Genomic DNA, 15,618 nt, shown 5'->3' on the forward strand with positions numbered 1-15,618 from the left:
AGATCGGGTAATTCAATAGCCGGCAGCGAGATCGACGACGTTCTTCATCGGCTTTCCGGCGCGGAAGGCCTCGAGATTTTCGAGGAAGAGCGCGGCGGCGCGCTGGAACATGCGCGTCTGGCTGCGGCCCGAAAGGTGCATCGTCAGTATCGCGTTGGGCGCCGACCAGAGCGGGTGCTCGGGCGGGAGCGGCTCGGGCGTCACCGTGTCGAGGAACGCGCCGGCGATGCGGCGCTTGGCGAGCGCCTCGACCAACGCGTCCTGATCGACCATGTCGCCGCGGGCGATGTTGACCAGCCAGGCCGAGGTCTTCATCGCCGCCAGCGCGTCAGCGCCGATCAGCGCCTGCGTCTCGCCGGTCGAGGGGGCGGCGAGGATCACCCAGTCATAGTCGCCGATGCGGGCGCGCCAGGCGTCGGGCGTGAGCGTGCCGTCGCGGCCCGAGCGCGTGACGCCGGTGACATCGACGCCGAACGCGGCGAGGCGATCGCCGATCATCCGGCCGATCGTGCCATAGCCGACGATCAGCGCGCGGGTGTCGTAGAGCTCGAGCTTGCCGGGCGCGTCGGTGGTCCATTCGCGGCGATCGGCGAGGCGGACGACTTCGTCGAAGCGCTTGGCGGCGGCGAGCACGCCGAGCACGGCATATTCGGCGACCGCCTCGGCATTGATGCCGGTGCCGTTGGTGAGGATCGTGCCCTGCGCCTGCATCCGATCGAGATCGAACGGATCGACTCCGGCATAGAGAGTGAAGACCCATTGGAGCGCCTGGGCGCGGGCGAGCGTCTCGGCGGTGTAGCGCGAGCGCTGCATGTCGACCCAGGCGATGTCGGCATCGGCGATCGCTTCGCCGGCATCCTCGCGATCCTGGAACCAGTGGACCTGAAGATCGGCCGGCAGGCGCGGCTCGAGCAGCGGGCGGGCGAGCGCGGGGAGAACGGCCTTCATAGCTGCACCTTCCATTCCCAGCCGAGCGGGTCGCCGTCCATGACTTCGACGCCGGCGGCAGTAAGTTCGTCGCGGATCGCGTCGGAGCGAGCGAAGTCCCTTGCCGCGCGGGCGTCGCGGCGCTCGGCGAGCTTCGCTTCGATCGCCTCGGCCGCGAGCGCGGCATCGGCGGGGCGGACGCGCAGTGCCTCGCGGGTGAGCGTGCGCAGCTCGAGCCCGAGCACGGCGTCGAACGCGCTCAGGAGCGCGGCCTTGACGCCCGCGGCGAGGCGCTTGTCGGCGAGCATCGTTTCGAGCACCGGGAGTGCCTTGGGCGTGTTGAGATCGTCGGCGACCGCGGCGTCGAGCTGCGCGAGATAGTCGCTGCCGCGCTCCGCGGCCTCAGCCTCGGTTCCGGCGGGGATCGCCTTGCGCGCCGCCATCACCAGCCGCTTGAGCCGAGTGAGCGCGGCGAGCAGATTTTCCGGGCTGAACTCTAGCTCGCTGCGATAATGCGCACTGAGGCACATCAGCCGGTAGGCAAGGGGATGCACGCCGCGATCGATCAGCGACTGAAGCGTGGCGATGCCGCCCTTCGACTTCGACATCTTGCCGCCGCGATCGACGAGAAAATTATTGTGCATCCAGAAGCGGGCGCCGCTGTCGGCACAATCGCAAAAGGCCTGGTTCTGCGCGATTTCGTTGACGTGATGGATCTCGCGATGGTCGATCCCGCCGGTGTGGATGTCGAACGGAAAGCCGAGATACTGGCGGCTCATCACCGAACATTCCAAGTGCCAGCCCGGCGCCCCGCGGCCCCAAGGCGAATCCCACTCCATCTGGCGCGTTTCGCCGGGCGGCGTTCGGCGCCAGATCGCGAAGTCCTGCGGATGGCGCTTGCCCGCGACCGGATCGATGCGGCCTTCGCCGGCGTCGTCCTGACCGCCCGCGAGCTGCCCATAGTGCGGCACGGTGGTGCTGTCGAAGTAGAGGCCGCTGTCGATCTGATAGCAGTGCCGCTCCGCGATCGACTGCGCGAATTCGATCATCCCGGCGACATGATCGGTCGCGGTCGGCATGTGCGTGGGGGGTACGATGTTGAGATCGGCGAGGTTCGACTTGAACACCCCGGTATAATGCGCCGCGATGTCCCAGGCGCTCATCGCCCGCGCCTTTGCCGCCGCCTCCATCTTGTCGTCCCCGGCGTCGGCATCGGAGGTGAGATGGCCGACATCGGTGATGTTGACGATATGAGTGACGGCATAGCCCTTCCAGCGCAGCATCCGGGCCAGCGTGTCGGTGAACACATAGGCGCGCAGATTGCCGAGGTGCGGATCGCTGTAGACGGTCGGTCCACAGGAGTAGATGCGGACGCCGCGCTCGGGATCGAGCGGGGCGAACGGCTCGAGGCGGCGGGAGAGGCTGTTGTGAAGCGTGATCGGCGTGCCGGACATGGCGGCGGCATTAGCGCGGACACCGCCGCGTCACAAATCGCATTCACAAGGCCAATCAATCTGCGCATCCTTGCAAGAAAGCGAATCGGGGCGGGTGCTTTCCGGATCGGCGTCTGGAGAGTTGAGCATGGACAATGTCGCGATCCTGGGCGGAGCCGCAGCGATCATCGCGGCCGTGTTGCTGGTCCGCTACATACGGCGCCAGCGGGCGATGGAGCGCCGTGCGCGCCGGCGCAAGAGGCGCATCGCGCGCGAACACGCATGGAACCGGGTGTTCGGACGACGGCCACGACGGCTGACCCATCAACCGGCGGACGACCCGACCGCGGACCAATAGGCCGGGCCGGGGGCTAGTCCTCGCCGAGCCCGGCGCGGACCATTGCCGACCAGATCTCGGCCGGATCGCTGCCTGCCGCCCGGCCGGCGGCGACCATTTCCGGAGTCGGTTCTCGCAGCGTGCGGAGCACTGCCTTGGCGCGCTCGACCTCCTGGTCCCAGCTCGCGTCGATCTGGCCGCTGACAGCCGCGGCGATGGCCGCGCCGCCGTTGGAAGTCTGGCCGTTGGGGCTGCGTGCCTCGGCGCAGATCACGCGGGCGACGCGCTCGATCGGCGAAGTGACGGAGATATCGGTCATGAAGCTGGCTCCGGGTTCCTGTTCGGCACTGCAACGCGCGGCCCGACGCGGCCGTTCCGAACGCGTACCGCTCAGCTGTTCAGCGCGTTCGAGGCGAACATCATCAGCGCGAAGCCGAGCGCGAAGCTGACGCTCGACCATTTGCGCGGCGGATCGGGCGCATCGCCTTCCGACAGCGTATCCTCGACCGTCGCAAGGAGCAGCACGCCGGCGATGAAGGCGAGGACGAGCGCCTGCGAGGAGCTGTCGCCCGTTTCCAACCCGAGATAGCCGATCGCGGCGGCGACCGGCGCGACCACCGGAAGCGAAGCCATGGCGATCCAGCGCATCTTCTTGCCGGAGTTGCGCAGATTCGCGGCGGCGGCAAAGCCGGTGGGAATATTCGCGACGACCTGGCTGGCGGCGAGCAGCGCGCCCAGACTGGCGGCGACCGAGGAGCCGGCGCCGGTAAGAAAGCCATCGGTGAAGAGATCCACGCCCACCGCGGCCACGACCATCATCGCACCCGTGCGCACGCTTGCCTGAAGATGTCCGACGAGCCTGGCAATGCCGATCGAAACGAGCGCGCCGACAAGAAAGGCGAGTCCGACGCTCCACCCGCGCGCGTCCATCAGCGCGCGCGGCATCAGTTCGACCGCGACGATCGCGATGGCGATGCCCGCAGCGCCATGGAGCGCGACGCCGACGATCCAGCGCGCAGGCTTTGTCAGCAGCGCGATTCCACTGCCGATCGCGTTTCCGAGCCCCGGCAGCAGCGCCAGGGCGAGTACTGTCCAGAACTCACCCATCGGGGGCTGAACGGGCGAGTTCCGGATCGGTTCTGTGCTTTCCTAAAAAGATCGCCACTCAGGCGGCGATGGCATGCTGCCAGGCGGGCTTGCCGCTGGTGCGGATCAGGCCGGTGCCGACAGTGCCCGTCGCCACGAGCGGCACGGCAGTGGAGCAGTGCGCGCATTCGGCGGTCATGCGGCCGATGATCCACTGCGACCCGCCACAGCCGGGGCAGTGATTCGCCTCGTCGGGGCGATAGGCGACGCGATACCCGGTGCGGGCCTGACGGATGCCAAAGTCGTACATCGTATGTCTCCCTGTAACCGGGGCAATGAACGAGCACGAATCAGGAATGGTTCCGTGAACGAATATTCAGAAAGTCAACAGGCGAGCGATGTGTCGTTTAAGCAACACGACAAGGCGAGTGGGCGATCCGCTCCTGCTTCCGGACAACGCCCGGGGCAGGCGCAGGTTTCGCGGCGCAACGAGGGAGCGCGCCGCCGGCGCGTGAGGGGGCGTGAACGCATCGAAGGGGAAGAAGATGGAGGCCCGAGCCGGAATCGAACCGGCGTATACGGATTTGCAGTCCGCTGCGTCACCACTCCGCCATCGGGCCCCAATCCGCGGGAGATGCGCAGCACGCGTGTTGCCTGTCAACATCCAGCTTTCGAAAAACGCTCGAGCGGTCGCTTGGCGGCGCCGCATCGCCGCGATACAAGCCCGCATCAGCAACAAGTGTATTGCATAGCTAATACGGTTATGCGACAGGGCGGATGATGATGATGGTTTCTGCCGATACGCCGCAGCAGGGCGACGAGCGCTTCGCCAAGATGCGCCACGCGATGGTGGCGAGCCAGCTGCGCACCAGCGCGGTCAACGACCCGCGCGTGGTCGAGGCGATGGCGCGGGTGCCGCGCGAACGCTATGTTCCCGAAAGCGTCCGGGCAGTCGCCTATCGCGACGGCCTCTTGCCGCTGACCGCGGGGCGGAAGCACAATTCGCCGCTTGCGACCGGGCGCCTGCTGACCGAGGCCGGCATCCGTCCCGATGACAAGGTTCTCCTGATCGGCGCTGCGGGGGGCTATACGGCCGCAGTGCTGGCGCTGCTCGCGCGAGTGGTGGTGGCGCTTGAGTCGGACGACGCGCTCGTCGCGCATGCCCGCGCCGCGCTTGCCGACGAACCCCGCGTCGCAATGGTGCAGGGCCCGCTCGAAGCAGGCTGGGCCGCGGGAGCGCCGTATGACGTGCTGCTGATCGACGGCGCGGTCGAGCAAGTGCCCGAGGCAGTGCTGGCGCAGCTGAAGCCGGGCGGGCGAGTCGCGACCGGGCTGGTCGATCGCGGCGTCACTCGGCTGGCCGCCGGCCGGCGCAGCGAGGGCGGCTTCGGCCTGACCGATTTCGCCGATTGCGAATGCGCGATTCTTCCGGGCTTCGACCGGCCCCGGCAATTCCGTTTCTAGGCAGAAGTAGAGCGATGCGACTATCCAGATTCCTGCTCGGCACCGGCCTGGCTGCGCTTTCGGTGCCGGCGGCGGCGCAATCGGTGGCACCGGTGACTCCCATCCGGGAAGTCGTGCCGCAGGACGAGGCGACGACCACGCTGCGCGAGGCGATGACGCGCGCCTATAACACCAGCCCCGAACTGACCGGCGAGCGCGCCAACCTGCGCGCGATCGACGAGAATGTGCCGATCGCGCGCGCGGGCGGGCTGCCGAGCCTGGATTCGACGGGCGGCGTGACCGAGAATGTGTTCGACAGCGGATCGACGGCGGGCCCGGCACGGCAGGCATCGGTGGGCCTGGACCTTTCGGTGCCGATCTACAGCGGCGGTTCGGTGCGCAATTCGGTGCGTGCCGCCGAGACTCGAGTGGAGGCAGGGCGCGCCAATCTGCGCGGCGTGGAGACCAATCTCTTCGTCGATGTGGTCGCCGCCTATCTCGACGTGATCCGCGACCAGGCGGTGGTGCGGCTGAACCTGCAGAATGTTCGCGTGCTCGAAGTGAACCTGCAGGCGACTCGCGACCGGTTCGAAGTCGGCGACCTCACCCGGACCGACGTCGCCCAGTCCGAGGCGCGGCTGGCGCTGGCGCTGAGCCAGTTGCGCGCCGCCGAGGCCGAGCTGATCGCGAGCCGCGAGACCTATATCCGCGTGGTCGGCGCGCCGCCGGGCACGCTGGCATCGCCCCCGCCGCTGCCCGATCTGCCCGATTCGCCGCAGCGGGCAGTCGCCGTGGCGCTCGAAGAGAATCCGTCGCTCGACGCGGCGCGGAGCCTGCGCGAAGCGAGCGAATTCGATGTCGATGTCGCACAGGCCTCGCGGCGCCCCCGAGTCGCGATCGGGGTGGGGACGGATTATTACAGCTATCTCGGATCGGTCGGCGGGCAGGCGGCGCTGGCGGGGTTCGACAATGACGGCATTTCGACTTCGGCCGGAGTGCAGCTCTCGCTCCCGCTGTTCCAGGGCGGCCGCCCGGCGGCACAGGTGCGCCAGGCGCAGGCACGCGAATCGGCCGCGATCGAGCAAGTGACGCTGGCCGAGCGGACGATCGTGGCGCAGGCGCGGTCGGCCTTCGCCCGCTATCGCTCGGCACTGCGCGTGATCGAGGCGAGCCGCATCGCCGTGGAGGCAAGCCGGCTGTCGCTCGAGGGCGTGCGCGCCGAGAATACCGTGGGCACGCGCACCATCCTCGACATCCTGAACGCCGAGCAGGAGCTGCTCAACGCGCAGGTGCAATATGTGACCGCCGAGCGCGACGCCTATGTCGCCGGCTTCACGCTGCTCGCGGTGATGGGCCGCGCCGAGGCGGAGGATCTGGGGCTCGACGGCGGCGCGCTGTATGACCCCACCGCCAATTACGAGCGGGTGCGCGGGCGCTGGAGCGACTGGGGCAGCGATCCCGATCCCGAGCCGGTGGCGACTTCCACCGTCGACACCGCGGCACAGACCCCCGAAGTGGCCGAAACGCTCGACCCGCTGCTGCAGCGCCCCGTTGACAGCATGTACCCTTATCCCGCAGGTGAGGCGGCCGACACGCCGAACTGAGCGAAAGGGTGCTCGATATGGGAGATATCAGTACCGAACCGTCGATGGAGGAGATCCTTTCCTCCATCAAGCGCATCATCGCCGAAGAGGGCGAGGGTGGCGGCGGAACGCGTGCGCGCCGGACGCCCAAGGCGGCGCCCCCCTCCGAACGCCGCGACGAGGACGAAGTGCTCGAACTGAACGAGCAGCTCGCCGCGCCGCCGCGGCCCGCGCGCAGCGAAGCACCCGCCCAGCCCGCGCCGCAGCAGGCGGACGCCGACGAGTCCGAGGGGATCGGCGATGTGGCGACCGCCGCAAGCGACCTGGAGACGATCGTCTCGCGCCGCGCGGCCGAGGCGAGCCGCGGTTCGCTGGAGGCATTGTCGCGGATGATCGTGAAGCCGCAGACGCCCGGGGGCGACACGCTGGAGGGCCTGGTGCGCGAGATGCTGCGCCCGATGCTCAGCGACTGGCTCGACGCGCATCTTCCCGCGATCGTCGAGAAGATGGTGGCGCGCGAAATCGCACGGATCACCGGACGCGAAGGCTGATCGCGCAGCCACAGACTTGTCTTGGCGAGCGCCCCGGCTATGTGCCGGTGCCATGACCGACTTGCCCAAGACCTTCGACCCCGCGGAAATCGAGCAGCGCTGGTATGCGCATTGGGAAGCGGAGGGGCTGTTCCGGCCCGACCGCCCCGACGCCGAACCCTGGACGCTGGTGAACCCGCCGCCGAACGTGACGGGCAACCTGCACATCGGCCATGCGCTCGACAATACGCTGCAGGACATCCTCGTCCGCCACGCGCGACTGACCGGCAAGGATGCGCGCTGGGTGGTGGGCATGGACCATGCCGGGATCGCGACGCAGATGGTGGTCGAGCGGCAACTCGGCGAACAGCAGCAGAAGCGCACCGACTTCACGCGCGAGGAATTCGTCGCGAAGGTTTGGGAATGGAAGGCGCAGAGCGGCGGCGCGATTACCGGCCAGCTGCGCCGGCTGGGCTGCTCGATGGACTGGGCGAACGAACGCTTCACCATGGACGAGGGCTTTTCCAAGGCTGTCCTCAAGGTGTTCGTCGACCTCTACAATCAGGGGCTGCTCTATCGCGACAAGAGGCTGGTCAACTGGGACCCGCATTTCCAGACCGCGATCAGCGACCTGGAAGTCGAGACGCGCGAGCAGAACGGCAAATTCTGGCACCTGCGCTATCCGCTGGCCGACGGCAGCGGACACGTTCGCGTCGCGACGACGCGGCCCGAGACGATGCTCGCCGACATGGCCGTGGCGGTGCATCCCGACGACGAACGCTACCGCGAGCTGATCGGCAGGCAGGTGAAGCTGCCGATCACCGGGCGGCTGATCCCGATCGTGGCGGACGTGCATGCCGATCCGGAGCTCGGATCGGGCGCGGTGAAGATCACGCCCGGCCATGACTTCAACGATTTCGAAGTCGGGAAGCGCGCCGGGATCAAGCCGGCGGAGATGCTGAACATGCTCGATGCCCGGGCGGCGATCTGCCAGACCGCCGACGGGCTGATCCCGCAGGAGCTGATCGGGCTCGACCGGTTCGACGCGCGTGCGCGGATCGTCGAGCGGCTCGATGCCGAAGGGTTGCTCGAAAAGGTGGAGGATCGCGTGATCGCGACTCCGCTCGGCGACCGCTCGGGCGCAGTGATCGAGCCGTGGCTGACCGACCAATGGTATGTCGACGCGGCGACGCTGGCCAAGCCGGCGATCGAGGCGGTGCGATCGGGCAAGACCAAGATCGTGCCGAAGGCCTGGGAAAAGACCTATTTCAACTGGATGGAGAACATCCAGCCGTGGTGCGTCTCGCGGCAGCTGTGGTGGGGGCACCGGATCCCGGCGTGGTATGGAGCTGACCCGGCGATCTACGCTGCAGCCGCTCCCAGCGCGCGCGATGTGCTGCTTTCTGCCTTGAGCGAGAGTGAGCGAGTTGTTGCTCTCACTGACGAGGACGTGCGACGTACCTTCGCCGAACTCTACGGCGTAGCTGAATCCGCAATTGAGTTAGTGCGCGATGGGCCGGGCACGGGCTTCGGCGGGTGGGGCTATAAATTTGATCCTACCCGGCGCTACGTTTTTCAGGATCCCGACGTGCTCGACACCTGGTTCTCGTCGGCGCTGTGGCCGTTCGCGACGATGGGCTGGCCCGACCCGGGCGAGTGGCAGCAGCGCTATCCCAACGACATCCTGATTTCCGGCTTCGACATCCTGTTCTTCTGGGATGCGCGGATGATGATGCAGGGCTTGCACTTCCTGGGAGAAGTGCCGTTCAAGACCTTGTATCTGCACGGGCTCGTCCGCGCCGCCGATGGCGCCAAGATGTCGAAATCGAAGGGCAATACGGTCGATCCGCTGGGGCTGATCAACCGATACGGTGCCGATGCGCTGCGCTTCTTCATGGCGGCGATGGAAAGCCAGGGCCGCGACATCAAGATGGACGAGAAGCGGATCGAGGGATACCGTAACTTCGCCACCAAGCTGTGGAACGCGGCGCGTTTCGCCCAGGCGAACGGCATCGGCGCGAGCGCGACGATCGAGCCGCCCGCGGCCGAGCTGGCGGTCAACCGCTGGATCGTCGCCGAGACGGTGGCGACGGTGCAGGCGCTCGACCTGGCCATCGCCGACCTGCGCTTCGACGAGGCGGCGAACACGCTCTACCAGTTCGTTTGGAGCCGCTTCTGCGACTGGTACCTCGAGCTCATCAAGCCGGTGCTGCAAAGCGATGCGGCGCCGGGCAGCCTTTCCGGCGACGAGATGCGCGCCGCGGCGGGCGTTCAGGGGCCGGTGAAGGAGACGCGCGAGGTCGCGGGCTGGGTGCTCGACCAGATCCTGGTGATGCTCCACCCGTTCATGCCCTTCATCACCGAGGAATTGTGGCATGCGATGGGCGCGCGCGCCTATCCGCTGATCGTGGCGAAGTGGCCGATGCCCGATGCGCGCGCGCTCGACCCGGAGGCGCAGAAGGAGATCGACTGGCTGATCCGGCTGGTGAGCGAGATCCGCGCGGCGCGCACCGAGCTGAACGTCCCCCCGGGCGCGCGGCTGCCGATGCACGTGCGCGACGCCGATGCGACGACGCAGGCGCGTCTGGCGGGGCAGGCGGCGGCGCTGGCGCGGCTGGCGCGAGTCGACCGGAACGACACCGAGGCGGGCGCGGGCGGCGCGGTGCAGATCGTGGTCGACGAAGCGACCTATGTGCTGCCGCTGGAAGGCGTGATCGACCTCGGCACCGAGCGCGCGCGGCTCGCCAAGGCAGTCGCGGCGGCCGAGAAGGAACGCGATTCGCTGGCCGGGAGGCTGGCGAACCCGAGCTTCGTCGAGCGCGCCAAGCCCGAGGCAGTCGAGAAGGCGCGCGCCGATCACGCCGAGAAGGCAGCGGAAGCCGAGCGGCTGACGGCGGCGCTGAGCCGGCTGGGATAGCGATCAAGGGAGCGGCGGGGCGCGGCGCTAACGCGGCACGAGCACTTCGATCGCGCCGGGCACGACTTCGACAGTGACCGGCGTGCGCGCCAGCACTTCGCCGTCGAGCGAGATCGGCAGCGGCGGATCGGTGGCGATGCGCAGCGCGGTGCCGCGGACGGTGACTTCGTCCTCATGCGCGGCGGGCAGGGGAAGGAGCTTGCCCGCCCAGTTGAGGACCAGTCGCCGCCGCGCGCGGCCGCGCACCGCCTGGACGACGATCGTACCGTCGTCGGCGTGCGCCGATTCGACCAGCTCGGTGCCGCCGTGGAAGCCGGTGTTCGCGATCCGCACTTCGACCGCGCGAAGGCGCTCCGAGACGCCGTCGCCTTCGATACGCAGATCGAACGGGCGGAAACGCGCGAAGCGGAGCGCGGCCCAGGCGAGGTAGCCGGCGCGGCCGAACCACCGCTTGAGCCCTTCGGGAACGCTGCCCGCGATCAGCGGCGAGAGGCCGATCGCGGCCATGCTGACGAAATGATGCGACTCGATCCGGCCGAGATCGATCCGGCGCCGCCGCCCCTCGACCGCGAGCCGCGCGGCGGCTTCGAGATCGAGCGGGACGCCGAGCCCGCGCGCGAAGCTGTTGGCCGTGCCGAGCGGCAGGACCGCGAGCGGGATGCCGGTGCCCACCAGCAGCGGCGCCAGCCTGCTGATCGTGCCGTCGCCGCCGCCCAGGATCAGCAGATCGGGCGCGGCGGCGATCGCGGCTTCCATCTCGGCCCCTAGCCGTGCCGGGTCGCTCACGGCGCGGGCGTTCACTTCGATCGGCAAGCGATCGAGCGCGGCCCGGATCAGCGGCCAGTCGCCGCGGCCGCGGCGCGAATGGGTGTTGACGATCAGTTCTGCGGAAAGCCCCATGCGGCGCACAACGCTCCAACAGCCGAATGCGTGCCGCTTGCGTGGCTGCGATCGGCAGGATAGCGCGAGGCCATGTCCAGCTATCCCGCGCTTCGCCTTCGTCGCACCCGTGCCGCCGACTGGAGCCGGCGGATGCACGCCGAGACGGTGCTGACGGCCGCGGACCTCATCTGGCCGCTGTTCGTGACGGCGGGGGAGAGCGAGGAGCCGATCGGCACGCTGCCGGGCGTGTCGCGCTGGCCGATAGGGGGAATCGTCGAGCGGGCCCGCGAGGCGCGCGATCTGGGGATTCCCTGCGTCGCGCTGTTCCCCAACACGCCGCCCGAGCTGCGCAGCGACGACGGCGCCGAGGCGCTGAACCCGAACAATTTGATGTGCCGCGCGATCCGCGCGATCAAGGAGGCGGTGCCCGAAGTGGGGGTGCTGACCGACGTGGCGCTCGATCCCTATACCGCGCACGGCCACGACGGGCTGGTCGACGACAATGGCTATGTGGTGAACGACGCGACCGCCGAAGCGCTGGCGCGGCAGGCGTTGGTGCAGGCCGCCGCCGGTGCCGACATCGTCGCGCCCTCGGATATGATGGACGGGCGCGTGGGCCGTATCCGCGAGGCGCTGGAAGCGGGCGGCTATGCCAATGTCCAGATCATGGCCTATGCGGCCAAATATGCCAGCGGCTTCTATGGCCCGTTCCGCGAAGCGGTGGGCAGCAGCGGGCTGCTGAAGGGCGACAAGAAGACCTATCAGATGGACCCGGCGAACGCCGAGGAGGCGCTGCGCGAAGTGGCGCTCGACCTCGCCGAAGGCGCCGACAGCGTGATGGTAAAGCCGGGGCTGCCGTATCTCGACATCCTTCTGCGCGTGAAGAATGCGTTCGAAGTGCCTGTATTCGCGTATCAAACCTCGGGCGAATACGCGATGATCGAGGCCGCCGCAGCGACCGGCGCGGGCGAGCGCGACGTGCTGGTGCTCGAAACGCTGATGGCGTTCAAGCGCGCGGGCGCCTCGGGCGTGCTCAGCTATCACGCGGCGCATGCGGCGCGGCTGCTGAACCGATGACGCCGCACGCCGAGGCGGCGGACGTGGCGATCGCGACCGAGCGGCTGAACGTGCGGAGCTGGCGCGAGGCCGACCGCGCACCGTTTCACGCGCTCAACAGCGATCCGCGGGTGATGGCGACGCTGGGGCCGGTGATGACGCGGGCGGAGAGCGACGCGCTGGTCGATCGGCTCGCCGCCGCCGAAGCGGCGCGGGGCTGCACCTTCTGGGCAGTCGAGCGGCGCGCGGACGGCGCGTTCCTGGGCTTTTGCGGCGTGCGCTGGAACGCGCAGGAGATCCCGATCCGCGGCATGCTGGAGATCGGCTGGCGGCTCGGCCATGCGCATTGGGGCAGCGGCTATGCCAGCGAGGCGGCTGCCGCGAGCCTCGACTGGGCGTGGCGCGAGACCGAGGCGGCCTGCGTGGTCGCGATCACGTCGGAGACGAACACGCGCAGCCTGGGGGTGATGGCGCGGATCGGGATGGAGCGGCTCGCCGACGGCGACTTCGACCATCCCGCCGTACCGGCAGGCGACCGGCTGCGCCGCCATCTGATCTGCCGCATCGACCGGCCGGGGCGCGCGGCATGATCGCGACCGAGCGGCTGCTGCTGCGTCCGCCCGCGCCGGACGACCGGGCGGCGCTGCACGCGATGTGGGCCGATCCGCGCGTGATGGCCGAGCTGGGACCGCTGAAGTCGGCCGCAGAAAGCGACGCGACGATCGCGCGGCACCAGGGCTATCGCACGCCGCACGGCCTGGGCTTTTGGGTGACGGCGTTGCGCGAGACCGATCGGGCGATCGGCTTCTGCGGCCTCAAGCCGGGCGCCGAGGATACGCCGGCGGCAGGCGAGGTCGAGATCGGCTGGATGATCGCGGCCGAGCATTGGGGACATGGCTATGCCCGCGAGGCGGCGGAGGCGAGCCTTGGCTGGGCCTGGGCGAACACGCCCGCCGCGCGGGTGGTGGCGATCACTTCGGCGCGCAACGCCAAGAGCCGCGCGCTGATGCAGCGGCTGGGGATGGTCCATCTTCCCGAATGCGATTTCGGGCATCCGCTCTATCCGCCCGGCGATCCGCTGCGCGCGAGCGTGCTCTATGCGATCGAGCGGCCCGCCGAGCGATCGGTTCATCCCGCGGCAAGCAAGCGCGGCTCGAGGCTTTGGGACATTTGAAGGGGGAATCTGTGACCGAAGGCGACGGTGCGACTGCCCCCGCGCGCACGATGCGCTGGCCCTTCGTGGCGGCGATCCTGGCCGGATCGTTCCTGCTGTTCCTCGTCCAGCCGATGGTGGCGCGGATGGCGCTGCCCCGGCTGGGCGGCGCGCCCGCGGTGTGGAACTCGGCAATGCTCGTCTATCAGGCGCTGCTGCTGGGCGGCTATGCCTATGCCCACTGGCTGGGGCGCGTGCCGGTGCGGATGCAGGCGGCGATTCACCTGGCTGTGCTCGCGGTGGCCGCGCTGTGGCTGCCGATCGGGCTGGTCGCGATCGACCTGCCGCACGACGCCGAGCCGGCGCTGTGGGTGCCCTGGCTGTTCGGCGCGTCGATCGGGCCGCTGTTCTTCGCAGTGGCGGCGCAGGCGCCGCTGATCCAGCGCTGGTTCAGCGCGGCGACCGGCGGGCGCGATCCCTATGCGCTCTATGCGGCGTCGAACGTGGGCAGCTTCGGCGGGCTGATCGCCTATCCGCTGCTGGTCGAGCCGCTGCTCGCGCTCGACCAGCAGAGCTGGCTGTGGACCGCGGGATTCGCGCTGGTCTTCCTGCTGATCGCCGGCTGCGGGCTGCTGCTTCCGCGCAGGGAAGCCGGCGCGCGCCACGTGCCGCACACCAGCCCCGCGCCCGGCTGGCGCCGCGTGCTCCACTGGATCGCGCTCGCCTTCGTGCCCTCGGGGCTGATGCTGGCGACCACGACCTTCCTGACGACCGACATCGTCGCGGTGCCGCTGCTGTGGGTGTTGCCGCTCGGCCTCTATCTGCTGAGCTTCACCGTCGCCTTCGCCAGCGGGCGGCTGCTCGCCGAGCTGATGGCGAAGTTCGCGCCGGTGACGCTGCTGTTGTTCGGCGCCACGCTGATCGCCGGGCATCAGGACTATGCCTATCTGAACGCCGCGATCGGGCTGGCGCTGCTGTTCATGGTGGCGGTGGCGCTGCACGCGCACATGTATGCGCTGCGCCCCGAGCCCGATCGGCTGACCGGATTCTATCTCGCCATGTCGGTGGGCGGGGCGCTGGGCGGCGTGTTCGCCGCGCTGATCGCGCCGGTGGTGTTCGACTGGACCTATGAATATCCGTTGCTGATCCTGGCGGCGGGGCTGCTGATGCCACAGGAGCATCTGTTCCCCTTCCTCGAGCGGCTGTGGCGCGGCGGCACGCAGGCGGTGCGGATCAAGACGCTGGCGGTAGCGCTGATCGTGATGCTGCTGGTGTGGCTGGGGCTGAGCAATCCGGGCGGCGTGCTGGGGCCGATGAGCGAGAATCTCGCCTTCATCCTGGTGGCGCTCGTCGGGCTGGTGGCGATCGGGCAGCGCACTGCGTTCCTGATCGCGCTGGCTGGGGCGCTGTTCCTGTTCGGCGGCTATCGCGCGATCCAGTTCTCGCTCGCCGATGCGCGGACGCGCAGCTATTTCGGCGTCTATACGGTGACCGAATATCTGGGCGAGCGGCGGCTCGCGCATGGCACCACGCTGCATGGCGTTCAGCTGGCCGGCGCCGATTCGACGCTGCCGACCAGCTATTATGTGCCCGGATCGGGCGTGGGGCAGGCGATGGAGATGCTCGAGCCGCTCTATGGCCCGCACGCGCGGGTCGGCGTGGTCGGGCTGGGGACCGGGACCCTGGCCTGCTACGCGCAGCCCGGGCAGCGCTGGCGCTTCTTCGAGATCGACCCGACCGTGGTCGAGATCGCCCGCGATTCGGGCAGCTTCACGTTCCTCGAGGAATGCCTGCCCGATCCCGAGATCGCGATCGGCGACGCGCGGCTGCGGCTCGCCGAAGCGCCGGCGAACAGCCTCGACCTGCTGGTGCTCGACGCCTTCTCGTCGGACGCGGTGCCGATGCACCTGATGACGCGCGAGGCATTCGATACCTATTCGCAGGTTCTCGGCGACGACGGGCTGCTGCTGGTGCATATCTCGAACCGGTTCCTCGCGCTGGCGCCGGTGGTGTCGCAGGCGGCGCGGCTCGGCGGATGGCACGCCGCGCGGATCGTGTATGTGCCGAGCGCAGCGGAAATGGCCAAGCAAGCCACGGTTTCGGACTGGATCGCGCTGTCGAAGGACCCCGAGACGCTCGATCGGCTGACGATGGATTCGGCGCAATGGCAGCCGCTCGACCGCTATCCGGGATTCACGCCCTGGACCGATGATTTTGCGTCGATCCTCCCGCTGCTGCGTGCCTTCAACCCCGAGCTGAAGAACGACTGAG

The 15,618-nt window shown here is 68.9% G+C and carries 15 protein-coding genes and 1 tRNA gene; 9 read left to right on the forward strand and 7 right to left on the reverse strand.

The genetic code is table 11. From position 1 onward, the window contains the following. Positions 1-12 precede the first annotated feature (12 nt). Both ACQ450_RS01910 and cysS read right to left on the reverse strand, forming a co-directional pair. The gene (locus tag ACQ450_RS01910) at positions 13-948 is read right to left on the reverse strand and encodes a D-2-hydroxyacid dehydrogenase (protein WP_431470289.1); all 936 of its coding nucleotides are present in this window, start codon (positions 946-948) and stop codon (positions 13-15) included. Further along, positions 945-2,381, reverse strand: coding sequence for a cysteine--tRNA ligase (cysS, locus tag ACQ450_RS01915; protein ID WP_431470290.1), 1,437 nt, complete (start codon positions 2,379-2,381; stop codon positions 945-947). Before cysS ends, ACQ450_RS01910 begins: the two co-directional genes overlap by 4 nt. Positions 2,382-2,508: 127 nt before the next feature. On the opposite strand from cysS, the gene ACQ450_RS01920 reads away from it, so the two are divergent. Continuing rightward, a complete protein-coding gene (locus ACQ450_RS01920; protein ID WP_431470291.1) occupies positions 2,509-2,718 on the forward strand; it encodes a hypothetical protein in 210 nt (69 codons plus the stop codon). A 13-nt stretch (positions 2,719-2,731) separates the two neighbouring features. Here ACQ450_RS01920 and ACQ450_RS01925 read toward each other — a convergent pair whose 3' ends face one another. The 4 genes from ACQ450_RS01925 to ACQ450_RS01940 form a co-directional block, all read right to left on the reverse strand. Then, positions 2,732-3,016, reverse strand: a complete 285-nt coding sequence (locus tag ACQ450_RS01925; protein WP_188054858.1) for a hypothetical protein — start codon at positions 3,014-3,016, stop codon at positions 2,732-2,734. 71 nt (positions 3,017-3,087) lie between these two features. Next, positions 3,088-3,804, reverse strand: coding sequence for a ZIP family metal transporter (locus ACQ450_RS01930; RefSeq protein WP_188054859.1), 717 nt, complete (start codon positions 3,802-3,804; stop codon positions 3,088-3,090). 58 nt (positions 3,805-3,862) lie between these two features. Further along, positions 3,863-4,093, reverse strand: coding sequence for a hypothetical protein (locus tag ACQ450_RS01935; RefSeq protein WP_188054860.1), 231 nt, complete (start codon positions 4,091-4,093; stop codon positions 3,863-3,865). 236 nt (positions 4,094-4,329) lie between these two features. Continuing rightward, positions 4,330-4,403, reverse strand: a tRNA-Cys gene (locus tag ACQ450_RS01940). Positions 4,404-4,563: 160 nt separating this feature from the next. Here ACQ450_RS01940 and ACQ450_RS01945 point away from each other — a divergent pair. From ACQ450_RS01945 to ACQ450_RS01960, 4 genes are read left to right on the forward strand one after another with little or no spacing between them, the layout of a single operon-like run. Next, a complete protein-coding gene (locus ACQ450_RS01945) occupies positions 4,564-5,247 on the forward strand; it encodes a protein-L-isoaspartate O-methyltransferase family protein (RefSeq protein WP_431471257.1) in 684 nt (227 codons plus the stop codon). Between the two features lie 14 nt (positions 5,248-5,261). Continuing rightward, positions 5,262-6,830: a TolC family outer membrane protein gene (locus ACQ450_RS01950; protein ID WP_431470292.1), complete on the forward strand. Its 1,569-nt coding sequence runs from the start codon at positions 5,262-5,264 to the stop codon at positions 6,828-6,830. A 17-nt stretch (positions 6,831-6,847) separates the two neighbouring features. Next, positions 6,848-7,360: a DUF2497 domain-containing protein gene (locus ACQ450_RS01955; RefSeq protein WP_431470293.1), complete on the forward strand. Its 513-nt coding sequence runs from the start codon at positions 6,848-6,850 to the stop codon at positions 7,358-7,360. A gap of 52 nt (positions 7,361-7,412) precedes the next feature. Continuing rightward, a complete protein-coding gene (locus tag ACQ450_RS01960) occupies positions 7,413-10,256 on the forward strand; it encodes a valine--tRNA ligase (protein ID WP_431470294.1) in 2,844 nt (947 codons plus the stop codon). A gap of 27 nt (positions 10,257-10,283) precedes the next feature. Here the strand turns inward: ACQ450_RS01960 and ACQ450_RS01965 are convergent, their stop codons facing one another. Beyond that, positions 10,284-11,156: a diacylglycerol/lipid kinase family protein gene (locus tag ACQ450_RS01965; RefSeq protein WP_431470295.1), complete on the reverse strand. Its 873-nt coding sequence runs from the start codon at positions 11,154-11,156 to the stop codon at positions 10,284-10,286. Between the two features lie 72 nt (positions 11,157-11,228). Between ACQ450_RS01965 and hemB the strand changes: the two genes are divergently transcribed. Genes hemB through ACQ450_RS01985 form a run of 4 tightly spaced genes read left to right on the forward strand, consistent with a single transcriptional unit; the run spans position 11,229 to position 15,617 of the window. Next, a complete protein-coding gene (hemB, locus tag ACQ450_RS01970; RefSeq protein ID WP_431470296.1) occupies positions 11,229-12,215 on the forward strand; it encodes a porphobilinogen synthase in 987 nt (328 codons plus the stop codon). Beyond that, the gene (locus ACQ450_RS01975; protein WP_431470297.1) at positions 12,212-12,784 is read left to right on the forward strand and encodes a GNAT family N-acetyltransferase; all 573 of its coding nucleotides are present in this window, start codon (positions 12,212-12,214) and stop codon (positions 12,782-12,784) included. Before hemB ends, ACQ450_RS01975 begins: the two co-directional genes overlap by 4 nt. Beyond that, on the forward strand, positions 12,781-13,368 hold the full coding sequence (locus ACQ450_RS01980) for a GNAT family N-acetyltransferase (RefSeq protein ID WP_431470298.1): 588 nt from the start codon (positions 12,781-12,783) through the stop codon (positions 13,366-13,368). Before ACQ450_RS01975 ends, ACQ450_RS01980 begins: the two co-directional genes overlap by 4 nt. A gap of 50 nt (positions 13,369-13,418) precedes the next feature. Further along, positions 13,419-15,617, forward strand: a complete 2,199-nt coding sequence (locus ACQ450_RS01985; RefSeq protein ID WP_431471258.1) for a fused MFS/spermidine synthase — start codon at positions 13,419-13,421, stop codon at positions 15,615-15,617. Position 15,618 lies beyond the last annotated feature (1 nt).

The sequence above is a fragment of the Sphingosinithalassobacter sp. LHW66-3 genome (assembly GCF_050703275.1).
GTDB lineage: Bacteria > Pseudomonadota > Alphaproteobacteria > Sphingomonadales > Sphingomonadaceae > Sphingomonas.

Bases quoted from the DNA above. Each gene is read 5' to 3' on its own strand.
- ACQ450_RS01980 (WP_431470298.1), top strand. From the start codon at position 12,781: ATGATCGCGACCGAGCGGCTGCTGCTGCGTCCGCCCGCGCCGGACGAC.
- ACQ450_RS01975 (WP_431470297.1), top strand. From the start codon at position 12,212: ATGACGCCGCACGCCGAGGCGGCGGACGTGGCGATCGCGACCGAGCGG.
- ACQ450_RS01985 (WP_431471258.1), top strand. From the start codon at position 13,419: ATGCGCTGGCCCTTCGTGGCGGCGATCCTGGCCGGATCGTTCCTGCTG.
- ACQ450_RS01935 (WP_188054860.1), bottom strand. From the start codon at position 4,093: ATGTACGACTTTGGCATCCGTCAGGCCCGCACCGGGTATCGCGTCGCC.
- ACQ450_RS01930 (WP_188054859.1), bottom strand. From the start codon at position 3,804: ATGGGTGAGTTCTGGACAGTACTCGCCCTGGCGCTGCTGCCGGGGCTC.
- ACQ450_RS01910 (WP_431470289.1), bottom strand. From the start codon at position 948: ATGAAGGCCGTTCTCCCCGCGCTCGCCCGCCCGCTGCTCGAGCCGCGC.
- ACQ450_RS01945 (WP_431471257.1), top strand. From the start codon at position 4,564: ATGATGATGGTTTCTGCCGATACGCCGCAGCAGGGCGACGAGCGCTTC.
- ACQ450_RS01965 (WP_431470295.1), bottom strand. From the start codon at position 11,156: ATGGGGCTTTCCGCAGAACTGATCGTCAACACCCATTCGCGCCGCGGC.
- hemB (WP_431470296.1), top strand. From the start codon at position 11,229: ATGTCCAGCTATCCCGCGCTTCGCCTTCGTCGCACCCGTGCCGCCGAC.
- ACQ450_RS01925 (WP_188054858.1), bottom strand. From the start codon at position 3,016: ATGACCGATATCTCCGTCACTTCGCCGATCGAGCGCGTCGCCCGCGTG.
- ACQ450_RS01960 (WP_431470294.1), top strand. From the start codon at position 7,413: ATGACCGACTTGCCCAAGACCTTCGACCCCGCGGAAATCGAGCAGCGC.
- ACQ450_RS01955 (WP_431470293.1), top strand. From the start codon at position 6,848: ATGGGAGATATCAGTACCGAACCGTCGATGGAGGAGATCCTTTCCTCC.
- cysS (WP_431470290.1), bottom strand. From the start codon at position 2,381: ATGTCCGGCACGCCGATCACGCTTCACAACAGCCTCTCCCGCCGCCTC.
- ACQ450_RS01950 (WP_431470292.1), top strand. From the start codon at position 5,262: ATGCGACTATCCAGATTCCTGCTCGGCACCGGCCTGGCTGCGCTTTCG.
- ACQ450_RS01920 (WP_431470291.1), top strand. From the start codon at position 2,509: ATGGACAATGTCGCGATCCTGGGCGGAGCCGCAGCGATCATCGCGGCC.